Consider the following 19,530-nt stretch of genomic DNA (forward strand, 5'->3'; position numbering starts at 1 on the left):
ATTGCAATCAATTATTTTTATAGCAAAAAGGTAAAATGACATTCCTTATTACCTCCTACCGCAAAATTTCCACTCCAAATGATAGTATGTTTAAAGTATGTACAAATTTATTATATAGCCAACTAAAAACATCGTACCCAAACGGTTGAATTAACCGAAGAATACGATGTTTTTTTAATTTATCTTCCGTCAACGACTTCTTTTAAGATCTCATAAGAACGCTTTTGTTTAGCTGGATCATAGATATAGGATACAGCCATAATTTCATCCACATTATATTTTTCTTGGAATTGGATTAGCTGTTCACGTATAGAATCTTTTGCCCCGAGCAAAGTGACACTGGACATCGATTGAGCCATTTGCTTTTCAGGTCCTCTCCATAATTCATCCATATTTTTAACTGGAGGACTTAATGGGTTTTGTGTCCCGCGCACAACATTTAAGAAAAATTGCTGCATGGTGGTAGATTCCAATTCGGCTTCTTCATCACTCTCCGCACCAATAACATTCAGGCAGACCATCATATAAGGAGCACTTAGGTATTCAGATGGCTGGAATCGACTTCGATAAATGGAGATAGCTTCTTCTAAATAGGTTGGAGCAAAATGAGCTGCAAATACATATGGCAGACCCAATTTGGCAGCAAGAACAGCTGATTCCGTAGAAGAGCCCAAAATATAGATAGGTATATTCGTGTCGACACCTGGGTACGACCTTACATAGCCCTGCGTCTCTTCCGGTCCTAAATAGGTTAACAAGGATTGTACGTCTGCAGGAAAAGTATAAACGGAATCCTTTTGTGAACGCCTTAAAGCATTAGCCGTCATCATATCTGTTCCAGGAGCTCTACCCAATCCCAAATTCAATCGATTTGGGTAAATTGTAGCCATGGTTCCAAATTGCTCAGCGACAACTAACGGGGAGTGGTTAGGCAGCATAATTCCACCGGATCCCACCTCTATTTGATCTGTGTGTTCCAGAATATGTTTAATTAAAATGGACGTCGCGGAACTAACCATAGTTGGTGTATTATGGTGCTCGGCAACCCAGTACCGCTTATATCCCATTTTCTCCGTGGCTTGTGCAAGTTCCACCATAGAATCAATCGCGCCTTTTGCATCTTGGCCTTTTCGAATAGGAGCTAAATTTAATACTGAAACAGGTATATTTATATTAACAAGTTTATTTGACATGTAGTTTGAATCCTTCCATAATAAAGTTTCCATTTAATAGTAACAAGGATATCACGATAAACAAACAATATTGCTTGAACAGACCATTCTCTAAAATAGACACCAATGTTCATTAGTTGTTTTTCATTTCAATAATCGATATACTAAGCGGACAAGTAATAGAATAAAGGAGTAATCAAATGACAAAAATCGAAGTGGGAGAAATCCTTATATTAGAAGGCGAAGACGGGCAAGAAGAAGAAATTGAAGTACTCGGTACACTAGAGGTAGATGGTTCTGAATATGCCGTTACCGGTCTTGTGGAAGAAATCAAACGCGATACAGAAGAAGATATGGAAATATTCTTCTTCAAAATTGACGAAGACGGTGAACTCCACGAAATAGAAAGCGACGAAGAGTTTCAAAAAGTCGCAAATGCACTTGAAGAGAATATGGAAGACTCAGAGTAATCTCCAGGAAAAAGGTTGTTCCAGATGCTTTTATGGCATTTGGAATAACCTTTTTTCTTCTATTCAGCAATATATCTCTTATACAGGGCATCATTTCATCCATTTATTAAATTGATTCAGGCAAAATAGAATAGTTCACTAAATTCAATTAATCAGCATCCTCTTCTTAATATACCTCCAACTTCATTAGCTTCCATAAGCTCGTCTAATTTCTTTATTAATTTTTCCCATTTTTCCTCTTCTTTTTCTTTGGTTTCTTTTTATATACTTGCTGCCTAGAGGGCGGGTTAAAAAATGAAGATTCACTAATGATATAGTAAGGTTCCATCGCATAAAAAAGATTACCTATTAGTACAGCAATAAATATGACTGTAACAGTCAATAAAAGGAAACCTAAATCCCCAAAGTACAGGATCTCACTTTCGATGATTATTTTAATTAAAAATAAGATTGCTAATATTACAGGAATCGCCATGGCCATCATAAACTTTATAAACGAAATAAATGATACCTCTTTCGATCCCTTTAAATCATTATAAATTAATAGGATTAACAATACGAAATGCATTAGAAAACCAACCATCAGTATATTATGTACGACAGATAGATAGTTATAATAAACATATTGATCTTTTGCAAACATTAATAGAGCAATAAAAGGATCAACAGCCAATTTGTATGAAAATAACAGTTCAGTAAAGGAAGAGAGCTTTTTCAATACTGAATGATTAATTAAAGTAAAAAGAATCAACAATAATATTTGAGCAAAAAAGATTGCCCCTTCCGCAAAAAAAATGAAATGCCAAGTATCTGATAGTGCATCCCAACCTATATTCTCTGCATGAACTACAAATAAAGATATGCCAATAAAAATAACTGAACACAGTAATGAAGCACCCAACATCATTGCTTACATCTATCCCTTCCATAGGTTAATCAAGAAATGCTTAGATTAATCACTTCTTAACATTAGAAATGAAGAGTTATCATCCCCTTTGATCAATGACTTTAGTAAAGAATCAAACTATGTACTTACTATCTAATCACAACAGTAAATTTAACCCATTTTTTTATAAAATAAAACAATTTTGTGAATGTATATTAAAATGATGTATATTTAAGAGAATAAGAGTACACTCAAGCGCCCCTAACACTTTTTTATTGTTAAATGTATTACATGAGACTAGTAGAAGCCCTCTATGAACCTAGCTAACAAACCCCCATGAAAACTTATAAAATCATTTGAGCCATTAGCTTCAGAATTAGCAACCCCTTGGAATCATAAAGTTTTTTAATAAAAATTGATTTGAATGGAGGAAATTATGAAGAACAGTCTGAAGAAACAAGTTGGAGTTGTTTTATCAGCCACTTTTCTTATCTTCTCATTTAGCCTGCCTGAAAGACCCTCGGCCGGTAAGCTGAAACCACCCGACGAAACCTTCACACCGGGCCAATGGTTCCTGGGTGATCGCCCACCAAATTATAACCCAGCAAAACCTCCAATTGTTTTTGTCCAAGGGAAAAACGGCAGCTCAACCAGTTGGTACGGAGAAACGACATACCATGGCATAAATGATATGTATACAAAAGCATATGAAGCCGGGTATCAAACAGTCTTTGTCCAGCTGTATGATGCAGCCGGAAACGGATCGGAAACTCAGTATACAAACGGAGAATTGCTTGCATCGATGCTTTCCGATATCTCCCAATACTTCAATGGTCAGAAAGTCAACATCATCGCCCATAGCAAAGGAGGCCCAGATACTCAGACAGCGCTTATTCATTATGGTGCCCATCCATATGTCGGCCGGGTCATCACACTGGGCTCACCGCATAGAGGCTCGGAGCTGGCAGACCTGTCATATAGTTGGTATGCAGGATGGCTCGGGGATTTGCTCGGTCAAAATGATGCCGGAACTTACTCTTTGCAGATTGGAGAAATGGCGAGATTCCGTTCTGTCACAGACGGCCATACGAACAGAAATAAGAATAAATACTATACCGTGGCAGGAACGGACCATGGACCTGTTTTATCTGCTCTTTCCCTGGGAGGAGCCTATCTATCTTCCTACGGGGCTAACGATGGACTGGTCACCCTAACAAGCTCTAAGTTGTCCTATGGCACACATCTGTTCACAGATAGCTCGGTTGACCATGATAATATTCGCATGGGCTCTAAGGTATTTTCGCGGATTGAACCTTATTTGAGATCATCCACTGTCACACAAAACGCGGTAACAGCCGATTCATCTGATCAAAATGAATCGGCCATGCAAAGCACATCTTCCCACTATATTCATGGTGAAGCCCTTGTCCAAAACCGATTTGTCCAAAAAGAGATTTACATCCCTGAAAAAACAACCGGTATAATCTCAATCTATACGGCCAGTCCATCCACAGTCGTTGAGCTAATTTCACCGGATGGAGCTACCATTCCCGCTTTAAAGCCGACTATCGACCAGATGATTTTTTCCGGTGCGAGTTTATATACTTTTAATCTTAAAGAATTCCTCCCTGGTACATGGACTGTCCAAATGAAGGCAACGGAAACCCATGATGCCTATCTATTAGCCTCTACTTTTGACGAAAAGGATGTCTATAAACTGGAAATGGCCGGAACTGGCAAAGCAGAGCAAACTGGATTTACAATTCACACTCCTAAAAATGCAAAAACAAGCAGCATATCCATTAAATTAATAGATAAAGCTGGGGTTGAGTTAAAACAAAACATCTTGCCGAAGACCACTAACGGAACCGTTTTATCTGCCAAACTCCCAAAGGTTACGAAGCCTGGCGTCTATAATATGACGATTGATATCAATACCATGCACCCTGACGGAAAAGAATCTGTTCGCACCTTGGTGAGATCTGTTTATATTGATTAACATGCATATCCAACCCTCTTATATATTATTATAAGAGGGTTGTTTCTTTCTTGCTTATTCAGGCTATAAAGCGGCCACAATATATCTTTTTATGCTCTGCTCCAAACAATAATCATCCAATGTGATACAAGTATATTTTCATTTCACAAGGGAATTATATGCAAATCATCCCTATTAAAAGGAGCAAGGTTTATGAATCTACAGAACGGCAAATTTTATTGGCAAACGACTTTTCCAGATCCTCCTTTATATCCACCATTAGAGGAAGATATACTTTGTGATGTTCTTATTGTTGGCGGAGGAAGTTCAGGGGCACAGTGCGCACACCTCTTAAGCGAAAAAGGACTTAAGGTGGCAGTAGTAGATAAACGAAGGATTGGCACAGGCAGCACGATGACCAACACTGCCCTCCTTCAATACTTGGGAGATAAGATGTTGTACGAGTTGGTCAATTCTTTTGGTGAAGAATCAGCCATTTACCATACAAAATTATGCGAGCAAGCCATTTCTGAGATTGAAGAAACATCGAAAAAACTAAATATAGATTCCGAGTTTACACGAAGGGATAGCCTCTATTATGCCAGTGATCCCCAAGGAGAGACGAAGTTACAAAATGAATACGATTATTTGATTAATCATGGCTTCCAAGTCGATCTGCTTAACGAAAGCCAAATTAAAGAGCGTTACCCATTTTCCAAGCAATCAGCTTTGTATATCCATAATGATGGGGAAATCAACCCATTTAAATATAATCATGGCCTGATTCAAGCAGCCCATCAAAAGGGTGTACAAATATTTGAGGAAACTAAGATAACGGGAAAAAAATTCAATGAGGAGTACGCAACATTTCATACCGACCGCAATCATACCATCACAGCAAGAAATGTCATCATTGCTGCCGGCTACGAAGGGCTAGAATTTAAAAAAGATAAGGATTGTCTTTTGACCAGTTCATATGCTGTTATCACCAAACCGATTGAAAATCTACAGCAGTCTGACTGGTATAAGCAAACATTAATTTGGGAAACAGCACGCCCATATATCTATATGCGCACAACTGCAGATAATCGGATTATCATTGGAGGACTTGATGAAAACACAACCTATCCTGAGGATCGTGATTCAAAAATTATTCATAAAAAGACAAAGCTTATTCAAGAATTTAACAAACTATTTCCCAATATAAGAGCTGAACCCGAATATTATCTTGGAGCCTTCTATGGAGGGACACATGATGGGCTTCCACTTATAGGTCAGTATGATGAATTTCCACATTGCCACTTTCTATTTGCTTATGGAGATAACGGACTAGTCTATAGCAGTGTCTTATCTAAAATCATCACAGAAATAATCACAAAAGGTTCCCATCCAGCCTTTCATTTATATAGTCAAAAACGGAGGAGTAGCTGACCTAAAAAGGTCATCTTTATGGATTCTATATCTTAAATGCAAAAGAGGCAAAAACCTTTAAAGGTTTTTGCCTCTTTCTTAAGTTAGCGTCCCAGGAGAGATTCGAACTCCCGACCGACGGCTTAGAAGGCCGTTGCTCTATCCAGCTGAGCTACTGGGACATGTTTATGTTTTTTACTTTGTCCTTAACGACATTTATTATTATATAATCACTTTTATTTTAAGTCAATAACTTTTTTAAAAAAGTTTTTTTAAAGTGAAGGGAAGATAACTCAAAAATGTTGATCAGCTTTCCCTTCACTTACTATACAACTTTTTTTTGATTTAGGAAAGTGTTGTTTTCAATTGCCAGCCTGGTAATTTTTCCCCTGACATTGTGTAAAAATCAACGATTGCATTCTGATCTTGCTTTTCGAGAATGACATAGGTTTTATATTGACTCCCTCTAGGGAGTCTAATACTTCCGGGATTAATATACAGGCAGTTATCAATTTTTTCCGCTCCTGCTATATGAGAGTGACCAAAACAAATAACATTTGCACCCATTTCTTTCCCTTTCAAGCTAATATTCATCAGCGTAGATTTAATATTGTATAAATGTCCATGTGTCACGAAAATTGTCCAGTCATCAAGATGTGCTATCAAATCTTCTGGAAAATCATCACCAAAATCACAGTTGCCCTGCACGGTTTGGTAATACTGAAGGACTTGATCGTCACATGACAGTTCTGAATCCCCGCAATGAATAAACAAATCTACCTCATCCTTATGTCTCTCATGCAAAACGACCAATTCTTCCTTTAAGCCATGGCTATCACTGACAATTAAACATTTCATAGGAATTCAACTACTTTTTCATCTAGTACTTTCACTAATTCTTTTAAAGCATTGGCTCGATGGCTGATTCTGTTTTTCTCCCGTGCTTCCAGGTTAGCCATCGTTGTTTGTTTTTCCGGCACAAAGAAAATAGGATCATATCCGAAGCCATTTTCACCATCCGGTGCTTCAGCAATGATACCCTCACATGTACCGGCTACTGTGATTGGATTCATATTTGGTCCAACCAATGCAATTGCACAATAAAAACGCGCTGTTCGTTTTTCGGCGGGAATACCCTTCATTTCTTCGAGAACCATTTCATAATTAGCTCGATCATCTTTCTCTGGCCCCGCATAACGGGCAGAAAAAATACCGGGACGACCGTCCAACGCATCAATAACTAAACCGGAGTCATCGGACAGAACGGGGATTTGCAATAGCTCAGAAATAGCATTAGCCTTCAAAAGAGCATTTTCCTCAAATGTGCTTCCCGTCTCTTCCACATCGATTGCATTTTCAATATCCAATAAGGTGATGACCTTAATCCCTTTTGGGGAAAATAAAGTTTCAAATTCTTTTGCTTTACCTTTATTTTTGGTTGCAATTAATACGGTTTTCATATTCACCTTCTCCTCCCAAGAGAAAAAGCGTATGCATGGTACGCTTTATTGAATTTTAGCTGCTATTTCTCCCAACGCCTCTTGTTGTATAGTGAATAATTGCTGTATGCCTTCATTCGCAAGGTCGAGCAATTCATTTAATTGATTTCTGGAGAAAGTAGCTTCTTCGCCTGTTCCCTGAAGTTCCACGAATTCCTCTGCGCCTGTCATAATAACATTCATATCCACCAAAGCCTGAGAGTCCTCATGATAATTTAAATCAAGAACTGCTCCAAACTCTTCAATCATCCCGACTGACGTGGCAGCGAGATAGTTTTTAATTGGATAGGAACTAATTTTTCCCGACTCCTGAAGTTTATCCAATGCAAGGGCCATCGCTACGAATGCGCCCGTAATCGAAGCTGTTCGCGTTCCGCCATCTGCCTGAATAACATCACAATCAATCCAGATTGTTCTCTCACCCAGTGCTTCCAAATCGACTACCGCACGTAATGCACGTCCGATTAAACGCTGGATCTCCATTGTGCGTCCGGTTACTTTCCCTTTTGTGGATTCGCGCATGGTTCTTTGCTCTGTTGCTCGCGGCAGCATCGAGTATTCAGCCGTAATCCATCCCTTGCCTTCTCCACGCATAAAAGGTGGTACACGATCCTCTATACTGGCCGTACAAATCACCTTTGTATCACCTACACTGATCAACACCGAACCTTCAGGGTGTTTTATATAATTTGTTTCTATATGTACGGGTCTTAATTCATTTTTCTCACGACCATCAAATCTCATAAGTACCTCCTAAACTGTATGTATCATGACTAAGTGTAGCATACCCCAATTTAATAAAAAAGCACCCTGTCCAAACATCACAGCCATTTTTGTCCAAATTAAAAACAGGCAAGCTCCAATAAGGAACTTACCCATATTTATTGATTATTAGTATTTACCTGTGTTGACCGTTTCAGGACGTGTTACCGGTTCGGTCAGCTTCTTGCCATCCTCCTTGAGAAGTTCTTTCTCTCCGTTTACTTGAATTGCTACTTTTTTAATGTCCTTTTGTTCAGTCAGGGATAAGACCAGCTCATTCAATAAATGCCCAGAAACGATTTTTTCTTCGTCATCAAAGCTTGAATAAATAGATTCATTGAAATTAAGGGTCACTACGCCGTCTTCTATTTTAGGTTCATCCAATAGGGCAGCATCCGGCCTGAATTCTGTTACTAGCGGCGAAGAATAACCAGGACCTTTAATCAGACTGCTGACAACTGCTTCCACATTATCTTTTTCCTGATTGCTGATTCTTTTTGTCACTGGTACATAATAATAGTTATCTGTTTCACCGGACATATAATAAACTGTGACGGGTCGAGTATTCATAATATCTGTCGATTCTGTAGGATCATTGTTAATTCCCATTAATCTTGACGCACCGTCTTCAATGGCTGTTTTATTAACAGGCATTTCTTTTAACGTTTCCCCTTCAATTTGTAATTTTACTTTATCTACTTTATCAAATTGAGTTAACGTCCATGTCACCGATTCCAGTATTTTCATTTCGTCCTCTGCCTTATAATCCTTAAACTCTTTAGAAAAATCGACGGTGGCTGCTCCATCTTTAATATCTAGACTTTTCACAGTTGTATCTGCCGGCAAGACTGCTTTAAAACCATTCGGAAGCATCTCTGTTACCGGACCGCTCGCCACCAAATATTCTATCGCCTGTTTCGCTACACTTTCTGTATTTGGTAAAGGAATTGTTTGGGGCACAATGTATCCATTTGCATCCATTAAGTATAATTCTGTTTGTATCTTTCCTTGCTCTTCAGTCGTAATCGCTTCTTCCGAGTTCACGGCTTTTTCACCTTCACCCTCTTCCTTTAGATACGTAACATCCTGTGGTGGGTCGATTTCTTCTTTTTTTGGTAAATCGAACAAGCCGCAGCCTGAGACTAAAACAGATGAGATAAGTACCGTAGCGACTAACGATGATTTCGTTCGTAAAGGCATACACCATTCCTCCTAAGACAGTTTGTACTACATATATACGGGGCTTGGCTCATTTTATACCTTAATAAGCAGAAAAAATTCCGCACTAAAAAACCCTCTGCACCATACAGAAGGTAATTAAACACTTCTGAATGTGCAAAGGGTATTATATTTATTCTTCCTATTCACTCTGCTAAAAGCTTAGCATGTTCTACTGTTTCTACCGCTTCACCAAGCCATGAATAGGCTATCGATTTAAACATCCTTCTCGAACCAGTAGTATAGAAGCTATAGGTTGGTTGATTATTCTCCTTATTCAGCATACCTGCATGCTCCAATAAAACACTGGCTTCTCTCGCAGTTTCTTCACCGGAGGATATAACCGTCACATAAGAGCCCATATAATTTGAAATGGGTTCTGTCAGCAATGGATAATGCGTACAACCTAAAATTAATGTGTCCATACTTCTATTTTTCAGAGGCTTTAATGTTTCGGCTACAATTTTTTTTGCAATGGCACTGTTCCATTCACCGCTTTCTACCAGCGGTACAAATTTAGGGCATGCGAGACTTTCAATATGGACTCTTGGGTGAATACTCAATAATGCCTTATTATAAGCTTTGCTGCGCACCGTTCCTTCTGTGCCAATGATACCGATATTTCTTGATTTTGATACATCAATCGCTGCTCTTGCCCCTGGTTGAATAACACCCAGAACCGGGATCGGCAAAGTAGCCCTCATTTCCTCCAGTACCGCAGCCGTTGCGGTATTGCAGGCTATAATAAGCATTTTAATATTCTTCTTTAAAAGGAAATTAGCCATTTGCCATGTAAACTTTCGTACTTCATCCATTGGCCGGGGTCCATAGGGACATCTAGCCGTATCACCTAAGTATACTAAGTTTTCATTCGGGAGCTGCCTGATAAATTCTTTAAAAACTGTTAATCCACCAACTCCTGAATCTATAAGCCCTATTGGGTTTTCTCTATCCAAATCAGATCGCCTCTATCTATCTTTTGCTTACACTCTAGCTCTAGTTCTATTTTTCAAACCAGACTGTCTATACATTTTCTTTAGTTTGTCCATTTTCCAATTCATCTTTTAGACACAAAAATAGAGTAGTGAGTCAAACCACTTACTTTGCATTTTACAATGACCTGTATAGTGATTTGTTATTCGCTACTCTTCCTAATTTATGGACTCATAAAGGAATTGTCAAGAACAATGATAATTAGATCAATTGATACATATACTTGAAATAAGATCATCAAGTGATTCTATAACTCCAATTCACCCATTCGAAGTAGTTCTACGACCGCCTGGGAACGGCCCTTTACGCCCAATTTTTGCATCGCATTGGATATGTGATTTCTCACTGTTTTCTCACTAATAAAAAGGTCCTTGGCGATATCTTTCGTTGTTTTGTCCTGTACCAATAACTCAAATACTTCTCTTTCTCTTTTTGTGAGTAAAGGTTTATGAGTGAAATCGTTCTCCTTCAACTATTGTAACCCTCCTTGCTACCAGCCATAACCTTAGGATTGGGTATATATTTAGTCACGTTAGTGTATGTTACTGGTCTATAAGGAGTGACTATATTTAGATGTGATTAAACGTGTTTTTAAGATTGATGCTGCTTCTTCAATCCCGCAGCAAATAATTCCTTCATTTCATCTGTCCAGGCTACCGGCTTACCGTTGATTCTGGAGATTTGGACAATTGTTCCACGCCCTGTAAAACATGGAACTCCGTCTTCCCGTACCCCTAGATAATGAATATCAACCGATGAATTACCTATTCTTTGTGCCTTCACTTTAATATCCAGTTTCTCATCGAAAAAAACTTGATTGAGAAAATCACATTGAAGATCTGCCACAACCGGGATTTTTTCATTGTTTTTATCCACCCAATCCTGCATCATTCCAAGACTTTTAAAATATTCAATTCGCGCTTGTTCAAAATAGGCAAAAGGGACTGTATTATTCAAATGCCCAAACATATCAGTTTCTGAAAATCTCACATTGATAGGAAAAGAAAAAATAAATTCTTCTTTCCACTCCTCCATATTTTCAATATATGCAATTTTACTCATACGGAAACACACCTTCCCACTTAATGAATGATTATTCATTCATTATACAGAAAAATGTACGGAAATGTAATTATTTTACTGGGGAACTATGTATTATCGATAATTGTCTCTTATCGTAGCAAACCTATGATAATTCTTTTACAAAGAATTAACTTGATATATGACAAGATAAATATGTAAGTAGGACACAACCAAAACCAAACTATTTAATCCTAATGAAAAGACCGTCTCTCAAACTATTGAATGACGGTCTTTTCTTGATTCTGCTCTTATTTAAGCATATGCAATTTTTAAGACGACAGTGAGCTGTTAGTGAAATCAATAGGCTTTCATACCGTCTATCAATCTTCCGGCTTTTATCTGAAGTATTCTATTTACCTATCTCTTCTCTACTGCAGAGAGATTTGAATATAAAAAAATGATTTTAAATCTTGTCACTTCCAAAGAAATTTTTGAAAGCTTGGATATTTGTATCACGATTTAATGCAGCAATCGATGTGGTTAAAGGAATCCCTTTCGGACAAACTTGCACACAGTTTTGGGAGTTACCGCAATCCTGTATTCCTCCATCACCCATTAATGCATTCAAACGTTCTGCTTTTTGCATCTCACCTGTTGGATGAGCATTAAATAAACGAACCTGCGATACTGGAGCCGGTCCTATAAAATTGGACTTATCATTTACATTCGGGCAGGCTTCCAGACAAACACCACATGTCATACATTTAGATAATTCATAGGCCCATTGGCGTTTTTTCTCAGCCATACGTGGTCCTGGTCCTAAATCGTACGTACCGTCAATCGGAATCCATGCTTTCACTTTTTTAAGTGAATCAAACATTCTGCTGCGGTCTACCTGAAGGTCACGGATAACCGGGAATGTACGCATTGGTTCCAGTACGATTGGCTGTTCATATTGATCAACCAACGCTGTACAGGATTGCCGGGGCTTACCGTTAATGACCATGGAACAGGCACCGCAAACTTCTTCCAGACAGTTCATATCCCAAGTAACTGGGCTTGTTTTCTTGCCATCCTTTGTAACCGGGTTACGGCGTATTTCCATTAAAGCAGAGATGACATTCATATTTGGTCGATAGGACAGCTCAAATTCTTCAAAATAAGGCTCAGAGTTCGGGTTGTCCTGGCGTTGTATCTTAAACAGTACTTTACTTTCTGTAGCCATAATTAATTTGCCCCCTTGCTCTTAGAGTAATCACGTTTACGCGGCTTGATGAGTGATACATCAATATCTTCGTAATAAATATTTGGTGCAGATTTACCATCTACAAAGTCAGCCATTGTCGTTTTCATGAACTCTTCATCATTTCGTTCAGGGAAATCAGGTTTGTAGTGAGCACCACGGCTTTCATTACGCTGCAGGGCACCAAGTGTAATGACACGTGCAAGCTGAAGCATATTGTATAGCTGACGTGTAAAGGATGCTCCCTGATTGCTCCATTTAGCTGTATCATTAATATTAATGTTTTCCCATCTTTCAAGCAGTTCCTGGATTTTTTCATCCGTTTTTTGAAGCTTGTCATTATAACGAACCACAGTTACATTATCCGTCATCCATTCGCCTAATTCTTTATGGATGGAATATGCATTCTCAGTTCCATTCATGGACATGATCCGATTCCATTTTTCCATTTCAACATACTCATGTTGTACGTATAAGGAATCCGGTAAGGAGTCAGCACTTCTCGCAAGCCCATTTACATAGCGTACAGCATTGGGTCCTGCCACACTTCCTCCATAAATAGCAGATAATAAGGAATTTGCTCCCAAACGATTAGCTCCGTGCTGTGAAAAATCGCATTCACCGGCAGCAAATAAGCCAGGTATTTTGGTCATTTGGTCGTTATCAATCCATAATCCACCCATAGAATAGTGGACAGCCGGGAAGATCTTCATTGGCAATTTGCGCGGATCATCACCTGTGAATTTTTCATAGATTTCAATAATACCGCCTAATTTAATATCAAGCTCCTTTGGATCTTTATGAGAAAGATCCAAGTAAACCATGTTCTCACCGTTGATTCCCAATTTTTGATTCACACACACATCAAAAATTTCGCGTGTAGCGATATCACGGGGAACAAGATTTCCATAAGCAGGATATTTTTCCTCTAGGAAGTACCATGGCTTACCATCTTTATATGTCCAGATACGTCCGCCTTCACCACGTGCAGACTCACTCATCAAGCGAAGTTTATCATCTCCAGGGATTGCTGTTGGATGGATTTGTATAAATTCACCATTTGCATAGGTAGCGCCCTGCTGATACACAATCGCAGCTGCTGCACCAGTATTAATGATGGAATTCGTAGATTTACCAAAAATAATGCCGGGTCCTCCGGTCGCCATGATCACAGCATCCCCGCGGAAAGATTTAATTTCCATAGAGGTTAGATTTTGAGCTACAATTCCACGGCATATCTGTTCTTCATCCAGCACTGCTCCAAGGAATTCCCAGCCCTCATATTTCTGTACAAGACCAGCCACTTCATAACGGCGAACCTGTTCATCCAATGCATAGAGTAATTGCTGCCCAGTAGTAGCGCCCGCAAAAGCTGTTCTATGATACTGAGTACCGCCGAAACGTCTGAAATCGAGCAATCCCTCTGGCGTACGGTTAAACATAACGCCCATACGGTCAAACATATGAATGATCGATGGAGCCGCATCACACATAGCTTTTACCTGTGGCTGATTAGCCAGGAAGTCACCGCCATAAACGGTATCATCAAAATGTTCCCAAGGTGAATCTCCTTCACCCTTTGTGTTTACCGCTCCATTAATACCTCCCTGGGCACAAACAGAATGAGATCTTTTAACGGGTACGACAGAAAAAAGTTCTACTTTATGTCCTACTTCAGCGATTTTGATGGTAGCCATTAAACCAGCAAGACCGCCGCCGACTACGATTATATTCCCTTTACTCATAAACCGACCCTCTCCTTATTAAACTAGCAGACTCTCCTGCTAAGCTATTGCAATTGTTTAAGCCATGTTGATAAACGCCAGCAGAGTACGAATAGAAACAAAAGCTAAGAATACAAAAACTCCAAGAGTTATATATGTAAATATCCTTTGGGATTTTGGCGTTACGATAAGTCCCCATCTTAACGCAAATGACCATAGCCCGTTTGCAAAGTGAAATATTGCTGAAAGTACACCTACCATATAGAACACAATCATAAATGGATTAGAAAAAATCTCTACCATCATATCCGCATTCGCCGTGTCTCCTAATGCTACCTGTACTCTCGTTTGCCAAACATGCCATACGATGAAAATAACAGTCAGGATACCAGTGATCCTTTGTAAAGCAAACATCCAGTTACGGAAATAGCTATAGCTCCCCACTGAATATTTTGCTGTGAAAGCAATATGAAGACCTAATACAGCATGGAATAATATAGGCAAATAAATTAGTACAATTTCCAATGCAAGCCTAAAAGGCAAATCATGCATAAATTCAGCTGCTTTGTTGAATGCCTCAGGCCCTCTTGTCGCAAAATAATTGACCATTAAATGCTCAATCAGGAATAGCCCGATTGGTAATACCCCTAACAACGAATGTAACCTGCGTAAATTAAACTCGCGACGACTCTCCATAGTTACCCTCCCTCTGAAAATGAAAAAATAAAAGTATAGCCTTTGGTTAAGGACTATGCCTTAAATAATTGCGAGCAGACCTTCATCATAACCGCAATCATCTAACTCACCACCCATCTAAGATGCTAAAAACATTTTCCTGCAAAATTAATAGATGAATAGTATAAAAAAATAATAATTCCACATATTCTTACAATTATGTGACGGTTTTATTGTACTCCTTTCCACCAAAATGCGTCAAGAAAACGGATACAGAGTTTTCCTTTTTCTCAACATATTTTGGAATAAATGGATATTTTCCTATTTCTATATATTGCCTATCAAATACTTAGTAGAAAATGTATATTTATCCTTGCATCTACTCCCCTATATATAGCTATAATAATGTATGGAAAGAGGGGGAAGTATGGCAAAAGAAGAAAAGTTAGAGTCAGAGGAAATGACACCTGTCACCGACAATGAGCCGTTAATACCTGCATTTGGATATGAAATAATAAGAGAGTTCCTTTTGGAGGATTTATTAGGGAAGGAAGGCCCTCAAATCCTTTATTGGGCTGGAAAACAAATTGGAAGAAGATTTCCGTTATCGAATCCGGAAGAAATCATTACGTTTTTCCATGCTGCCGGATGGGGTGATCTTCGGCTTGTAAAGGAAACAAAAGATGAATTAAAGTGGGAGCTATCTGGTGAATTAATCCAACGTAGATTTTCAATTAACGAAAACGCCAATTTTCAATTAGAGGCAGGCTTTCTTGCCTATCAAATAGAACATCAAAGAAAAGTGGTCTCTGAAAGCTATGAGGAACAAAAGAAACGAGCGAAATTAGTTTACTTTACGGTAAAAAGCGATAATAAGGATACCATTTAAATCAAGACTTTATTTCTCAAAGAACCTATATGCCGATTAAATATGTATTCTAGTAAGAGGGGAGCTCCTGCAGGGGGTTCCCCTACTATTTTATATTTTAATCCGATTTATATTCTTAGCTGTGAAAGATCTGGACTTAATTGGTTTAAACAAAAAAACTGTACCTCAGTCTGCTGGCTTTATATCTGCCAAACAGGGTACAGTTTTCAACTTTTTAATTATTTTTTTGATCTTCATTTAGTTTTCCCAATAAAGCTTGTACGCTCGGTGCAGGAATTCCAAGCTGAGTAATTTCCTCAAATGTGGCTTCCTTCATCTTTTTAATGGATCCAAAATGCTTAAGCAATTGTTTTTTCCGTTTCTCACCAATACCCGGAATACCATCCAATACAGATTGGAAGCTGGATTTCCCCCTGATTTGACGATGGAATGTTATGGCAAAACGGTGAACTTCATCCTGTATTCGCTGCAACAGATAAAACTCCTGACTGGATCTGCCTAACGGAATAATTTCTAAAGGATTGCCGTATAGCAGTACAGAAGTCTTGTGTTTATCATCCTTTGCCAAACCTGCTACAGGTATCTCCATTCCATACTCATCCTCAATCACTTCACGAACCGCTTCAATATGCCCCTTGCCACCATCGACAATTATTAAATCAGGAAAAGGAAGGTTCTCCCGGAGTACTCGAGCATATCTTCTTCTGACGACTTCTCGCATGGAGTCATAATCATTCGGACCAATTACGGTCTTAATTTTATATTTTCGATATTCCTTACGTTCCGGCTTCCCATCAATAAACACAACCATTGCTGAAACAGGATCGACACCCTGAATATTTGAGTTATCAAAAGCTTCGATGCGACGGGGGATATGAATCCCCATAACTTCCCCTAAATTCTCAATTGCCTTAATAGTACGTTCTTCATCTCTTTCAATTAAAGAAAACTTCTCCTGCAAAGCAATTTTGGCATTTTTAACCGCGAGCTTCACTAAATCTTTTTTCGCTCCGCGCTTTGGCTGAGCTACTTTCACATCAAGCAAGCCTTCAGCCAGTTCTAAATCGATATCATCCGTCAGGAGTACTTCTCTTGGTTTAAAATGATTTGATTTTGAATAAAATTGTCCTAAAAAAGTAAGCAATTCGTCGGAAGGATTATCATAGATAGGAAATAACGATACATCCCTCTCAATCAATTTTCCTTGGCGGACAAAAAATACCTGAACACACATCCACCCTTTGTCTACTGCATATCCAAATATATCCCGGTCCGTTAAATCACTGAATACAATTTTTTGCTTTTCCATGGTTGCTTCTATATGTGCAATTTGGTCCCTTAATTCTTTGGCACGCTCAAAATCCAATTCTTCAGAAGCCTTATACATATTCGCTTCCAAATCCTTCTTAATATCCTTAAAACCTCCATTTAAAAATCTCGTAATTTCATCTGTGATCTGCTTATAATCATCTTCTCTGACCACTTTTTCGCAAGGCGCCAAACATTGGCCAATATGATAATACAAGCATGCCTTAGCAGGAAGTGTCGTACATTTCCTAAGCGGATACAGTCTGTCTAATAACTTTTTAGTTTCATTCGCTGCATGTACATTGGGATAGGGTCCAAAATACTTCCCCTTATCTTTTTTCACGTTTCTTGTAATAATCAATCTGGGATGCCTTTCCGAGGTTATCTTGATAAACGGAAAACTTTTATCATCTTTAAGCATGATGTTATATTTGGGATCATATTTTTTTATGAGATTCATTTCTAATATCAGTGCTTCCATATTAGAAGAGGTAACGATATATTCAAAGTCCTCGATTTCCGAAACAAGACGTTGTGTCTTCCCATCATGAGAACCGGTGAAATAGGAACGAACCCTATTTTTTAATACTTTTGCTTTTCCTACATAGATGACCACATTTTGGCGGTCCTTCATTATATAACAGCCAGGCTGGTCAGGTAACAACGCAAGCTTATCTTTTATATGCTGCTTCAAAAGGGTTCCCCCCTCTTCAAATAGTATGGTTTCTATTATTATAAACGGAATTTATGAATAAAGGAGGTTTTAATACTTTCCATAAGAAAAAAGACTCCGGTCGTCCGAAGTCTTTTACATTAAACCTTAAGCATGCTTGGAAATTAAATTAACAAGTGCTTCTTTTGGTTGGAAACCGATTACTTTATCTACCACTTCTCCATCTTTAAAAAGAACAAGTGTAGGGATACTCATTACACCAAATTTAACAGCTGTTTCTTGATTTTCGTCTACATCTAATTTAACGATTTTGACTTTACCATCTAGTTCAGCATCAATTTCTTCTAATACAGGTGCGATCATTTTACAAGGTCCACACCAAGGTGCCCAAAAATCAGCTAAAACCAAGCCTTCGCTTGTTTCTGTTACGAACGTTTGATCTGTTACATGAGAAATTGCCATGTTTCTTACCTCCTAAGACTTACATTAAGTAAACTATAAGTGGAGTATACCACTGTTCTATATAGGATGCTACTGTCCTGCTTAATTATCCTGTATTTCAACGTATTAACTTTAATTAGAAAAACAGGGTAGCAAATTTGCTACCCTGTTTTTGCCTACTTAAATGATTAAGATTTAACAAGAAGATTTTTGAACTCTTCTGTTAATAAAGGAACTACTTCAAACAAATCACCAACAATGCCGTAATCCGCAACTTTAAAAATATTGGCCTCTGGATCTTTATTGATAGCAACAATTACTTTGGAATTGGACATTCCTGCTAAATGCTGGATAGCTCCGGAGATTCCACAAGCAATGTAAAGATCTGGGGTTACTACTTTACCTGTTTGCCCAATTTGTAAGGAATAGTCACAGTAATCTGCGTCACAAGCTCCGCGTGATGCCCCAACTGCACCGCCAAGGAGATTTGCCAATTCCTTAAGTGGTTCAAAGCCTTCTTCACTTTTCACTCCACGGCCACCGGCAACGATTACTTTTGCCTCTGACAGGTCTACTCCCTCAGTTGCTTTTCGCAATACTTCTTTAATAACTGTACGTAAATCCTTGATATCCACAGATAAAGTTGACACATCACCCGTACGGGACGGATCATGATCGAGCGGGTCAATATTATTAGGTCTGATGGTCGCAAATACTAACCCATCTGTCACAATCCTCTTTTCAAATGCTTTGCCGGAGTATATCGGACGTGTAAATACAATATTTCCACCTGCTTCTTCTACACCAATGGCATCTGAAATTAAACCTGAGTTTAATTTACCCGCGACTCGTGGTGCTAAGTCTTTCCCTAATGATGTATGGCCGAAAATAAGCCCTTCAGGAGATTCCTGTTCGATAACAGCTAATAAAGCTTGAGTATAGCCGTCTGATGAATACTGTTTAAGCAATTCATTCTCAACAACGATTACACGATCTGCACCGTAATGAATGAATTCCTTGCCGATCTCTGCAACAGACTCTCCAAATACAACACCTACAACTTCTCCACCCTCAGCAACTGTCTTAGCTGCAGCGATTGCTTCAAAGGATACATTACGTAGAGAAGAGTCTCTTGTTTCACCTAAAACCAAAATCTTTCTAGACAT

19 protein-coding genes and 1 tRNA gene are annotated in these 19,530 nt (G+C 38.6%); 4 read left to right on the plus strand and 16 right to left on the minus strand.

Annotated elements, in window-relative coordinates; all coding sequences use genetic code 11:
- Positions 1-179 precede the first annotated feature (179 nt).
- Positions 180-1,193 carry an LLM class flavin-dependent oxidoreductase gene (locus AC4G3L_RS05915; RefSeq protein ID WP_491076042.1) on the minus strand — a complete coding sequence of 338 codons (1,014 nt, stop codon included), beginning with the start codon at positions 1,191-1,193 and terminating at the stop codon, positions 180-182.
- 179 nt (positions 1,194-1,372) lie between these two features.
- Here AC4G3L_RS05915 and AC4G3L_RS05920 point away from each other — a divergent pair, with 179 nt between their 5' ends.
- Positions 1,373-1,642 (plus strand): DUF1292 domain-containing protein, encoded by a 270-nt coding sequence (locus AC4G3L_RS05920; protein WP_491076043.1) that lies wholly within the window; start codon positions 1,373-1,375, stop codon positions 1,640-1,642.
- Between the two features lie 217 nt (positions 1,643-1,859).
- Here the strand turns inward: AC4G3L_RS05920 and AC4G3L_RS05925 are convergent, their stop codons facing one another.
- Positions 1,860-2,549 carry a hypothetical protein gene (locus tag AC4G3L_RS05925; protein ID WP_491076044.1) on the minus strand — a complete coding sequence of 230 codons (690 nt, stop codon included), beginning with the start codon at positions 2,547-2,549 and terminating at the stop codon, positions 1,860-1,862.
- A gap of 415 nt (positions 2,550-2,964) precedes the next feature.
- Here AC4G3L_RS05925 and AC4G3L_RS05930 point away from each other — a divergent pair, with 415 nt between their 5' ends.
- A complete protein-coding gene (locus AC4G3L_RS05930; RefSeq protein ID WP_491076045.1) occupies positions 2,965-4,527 on the plus strand; it encodes an esterase/lipase family protein in 1,563 nt (520 codons plus the stop codon).
- Positions 4,528-4,719: 192 nt separating this feature from the next.
- Positions 4,720-5,937 carry an NAD(P)/FAD-dependent oxidoreductase gene (locus AC4G3L_RS05935; protein WP_491076046.1) on the plus strand — a complete coding sequence of 406 codons (1,218 nt, stop codon included), beginning with the start codon at positions 4,720-4,722 and terminating at the stop codon, positions 5,935-5,937.
- Between the two features lie 87 nt (positions 5,938-6,024).
- On the opposite strand, the gene AC4G3L_RS05940 is transcribed toward AC4G3L_RS05935, so the two are convergent.
- The 11 genes from AC4G3L_RS05940 to AC4G3L_RS05990 all read right to left on the minus strand — a co-directional run bounded on the left by AC4G3L_RS05940 (position 6,025) and on the right by AC4G3L_RS05990 (position 15,074).
- Positions 6,025-6,098 (minus strand) — tRNA-Arg (locus AC4G3L_RS05940).
- Positions 6,099-6,261: 163 nt separating this feature from the next.
- Positions 6,262-6,774 carry a metallophosphoesterase family protein gene (locus AC4G3L_RS05945; RefSeq protein WP_491076047.1) on the minus strand — a complete coding sequence of 171 codons (513 nt, stop codon included), beginning with the start codon at positions 6,772-6,774 and terminating at the stop codon, positions 6,262-6,264.
- Complete coding sequence (locus tag AC4G3L_RS05950; RefSeq protein WP_491076048.1) at positions 6,771-7,376, minus strand: XTP/dITP diphosphatase; 606 nt, start codon at positions 7,374-7,376, stop codon at positions 6,771-6,773. Before AC4G3L_RS05950 ends, AC4G3L_RS05945 begins: the two co-directional genes overlap by 4 nt.
- A 45-nt stretch (positions 7,377-7,421) precedes the next feature.
- Positions 7,422-8,159, minus strand: a complete 738-nt coding sequence (gene rph, locus AC4G3L_RS05955; RefSeq protein WP_491076049.1) for a ribonuclease PH — start codon at positions 8,157-8,159, stop codon at positions 7,422-7,424.
- A gap of 147 nt (positions 8,160-8,306) precedes the next feature.
- Positions 8,307-9,377, minus strand: coding sequence for a GerMN domain-containing protein (locus tag AC4G3L_RS05960; protein ID WP_491076050.1), 1,071 nt, complete (start codon positions 9,375-9,377; stop codon positions 8,307-8,309).
- Positions 9,378-9,541: 164 nt separating this feature from the next.
- Positions 9,542-10,351 (minus strand): glutamate racemase, encoded by an 810-nt coding sequence (gene racE / locus AC4G3L_RS05965; protein ID WP_491076051.1) that lies wholly within the window; start codon positions 10,349-10,351, stop codon positions 9,542-9,544.
- Positions 10,352-10,635: 284 nt separating this feature from the next.
- Complete coding sequence (locus AC4G3L_RS05970) at positions 10,636-10,860, minus strand: helix-turn-helix domain-containing protein (protein ID WP_066108719.1); 225 nt, start codon at positions 10,858-10,860, stop codon at positions 10,636-10,638.
- 119 nt (positions 10,861-10,979) lie between these two features.
- Positions 10,980-11,450 (minus strand): acyl-CoA thioesterase, encoded by a 471-nt coding sequence (locus AC4G3L_RS05975; RefSeq protein ID WP_491076052.1) that lies wholly within the window; start codon positions 11,448-11,450, stop codon positions 10,980-10,982.
- Between the two features lie 424 nt (positions 11,451-11,874).
- Complete coding sequence (gene sdhB / locus AC4G3L_RS05980) at positions 11,875-12,636, minus strand: succinate dehydrogenase iron-sulfur subunit (RefSeq protein WP_491076053.1); 762 nt, start codon at positions 12,634-12,636, stop codon at positions 11,875-11,877.
- Between the two features lie 2 nt (positions 12,637-12,638).
- A complete protein-coding gene (gene sdhA / locus AC4G3L_RS05985; RefSeq protein WP_491076054.1) occupies positions 12,639-14,399 on the minus strand; it encodes a succinate dehydrogenase flavoprotein subunit in 1,761 nt (586 codons plus the stop codon).
- A 57-nt stretch (positions 14,400-14,456) separates the two neighbouring features.
- Positions 14,457-15,074 carry a succinate dehydrogenase cytochrome b558 subunit gene (locus AC4G3L_RS05990; RefSeq protein WP_491076055.1) on the minus strand — a complete coding sequence of 206 codons (618 nt, stop codon included), beginning with the start codon at positions 15,072-15,074 and terminating at the stop codon, positions 14,457-14,459.
- 406 nt (positions 15,075-15,480) lie between these two features.
- Here AC4G3L_RS05990 and AC4G3L_RS05995 point away from each other — a divergent pair, with 406 nt between their 5' ends.
- Complete coding sequence (locus tag AC4G3L_RS05995) at positions 15,481-15,942, plus strand: YslB family protein (protein WP_491076056.1); 462 nt, start codon at positions 15,481-15,483, stop codon at positions 15,940-15,942.
- A gap of 214 nt (positions 15,943-16,156) precedes the next feature.
- On the opposite strand, the gene uvrC is transcribed toward AC4G3L_RS05995, so the two are convergent.
- From uvrC to AC4G3L_RS06010, 3 genes are all read right to left on the minus strand, one after another.
- Positions 16,157-17,944 carry an excinuclease ABC subunit UvrC gene (uvrC, locus tag AC4G3L_RS06000; protein ID WP_491076057.1) on the minus strand — a complete coding sequence of 596 codons (1,788 nt, stop codon included), beginning with the start codon at positions 17,942-17,944 and terminating at the stop codon, positions 16,157-16,159.
- Between the two features lie 126 nt (positions 17,945-18,070).
- Positions 18,071-18,385, minus strand: coding sequence for a thioredoxin (trxA, locus tag AC4G3L_RS06005; RefSeq protein ID WP_491076058.1), 315 nt, complete (start codon positions 18,383-18,385; stop codon positions 18,071-18,073).
- 167 nt (positions 18,386-18,552) lie between these two features.
- On the minus strand, positions 18,553-19,530 hold the full coding sequence (locus AC4G3L_RS06010; RefSeq protein WP_491076059.1) for an electron transfer flavoprotein subunit alpha/FixB family protein: 978 nt from the start codon (positions 19,528-19,530) through the stop codon (positions 18,553-18,555).

This window comes from Bacillus sp. z33, assembly GCF_058313615.1.

Bases quoted from the DNA above. Each gene is read 5' to 3' on its own strand.
- AC4G3L_RS05945 (WP_491076047.1), bottom strand. From the start codon at position 6,774: ATGAAATGTTTAATTGTCAGTGATAGCCATGGCTTAAAGGAAGAATTG.
- AC4G3L_RS05930 (WP_491076045.1), top strand. From the start codon at position 2,965: ATGAAGAACAGTCTGAAGAAACAAGTTGGAGTTGTTTTATCAGCCACT.
- AC4G3L_RS05950 (WP_491076048.1), bottom strand. From the start codon at position 7,376: ATGAAAACCGTATTAATTGCAACCAAAAATAAAGGTAAAGCAAAAGAA.
- AC4G3L_RS05925 (WP_491076044.1), bottom strand. From the start codon at position 2,549: ATGATGTTGGGTGCTTCATTACTGTGTTCAGTTATTTTTATTGGCATA.
- AC4G3L_RS06010 (WP_491076059.1), bottom strand. From the start codon at position 19,530: ATGTCTAGAAAGATTTTGGTTTTAGGTGAAACAAGAGACTCTTCTCTA.
- AC4G3L_RS05990 (WP_491076055.1), bottom strand. From the start codon at position 15,074: ATGGAGAGTCGTCGCGAGTTTAATTTACGCAGGTTACATTCGTTGTTA.
- AC4G3L_RS05995 (WP_491076056.1), top strand. From the start codon at position 15,481: ATGGCAAAAGAAGAAAAGTTAGAGTCAGAGGAAATGACACCTGTCACC.
- sdhB (WP_491076053.1), bottom strand. From the start codon at position 12,636: ATGGCTACAGAAAGTAAAGTACTGTTTAAGATACAACGCCAGGACAAC.
- AC4G3L_RS05975 (WP_491076052.1), bottom strand. From the start codon at position 11,450: ATGAGTAAAATTGCATATATTGAAAATATGGAGGAGTGGAAAGAAGAA.
- AC4G3L_RS05915 (WP_491076042.1), bottom strand. From the start codon at position 1,193: ATGTCAAATAAACTTGTTAATATAAATATACCTGTTTCAGTATTAAAT.
- trxA (WP_491076058.1), bottom strand. From the start codon at position 18,385: ATGGCAATTTCTCATGTAACAGATCAAACGTTCGTAACAGAAACAAGC.
- AC4G3L_RS05960 (WP_491076050.1), bottom strand. From the start codon at position 9,377: ATGCCTTTACGAACGAAATCATCGTTAGTCGCTACGGTACTTATCTCA.
- rph (WP_491076049.1), bottom strand. From the start codon at position 8,159: ATGAGATTTGATGGTCGTGAGAAAAATGAATTAAGACCCGTACATATA.
- sdhA (WP_491076054.1), bottom strand. From the start codon at position 14,399: ATGAGTAAAGGGAATATAATCGTAGTCGGCGGCGGTCTTGCTGGTTTA.
- AC4G3L_RS05935 (WP_491076046.1), top strand. From the start codon at position 4,720: ATGAATCTACAGAACGGCAAATTTTATTGGCAAACGACTTTTCCAGAT.
- AC4G3L_RS05920 (WP_491076043.1), top strand. From the start codon at position 1,373: ATGACAAAAATCGAAGTGGGAGAAATCCTTATATTAGAAGGCGAAGAC.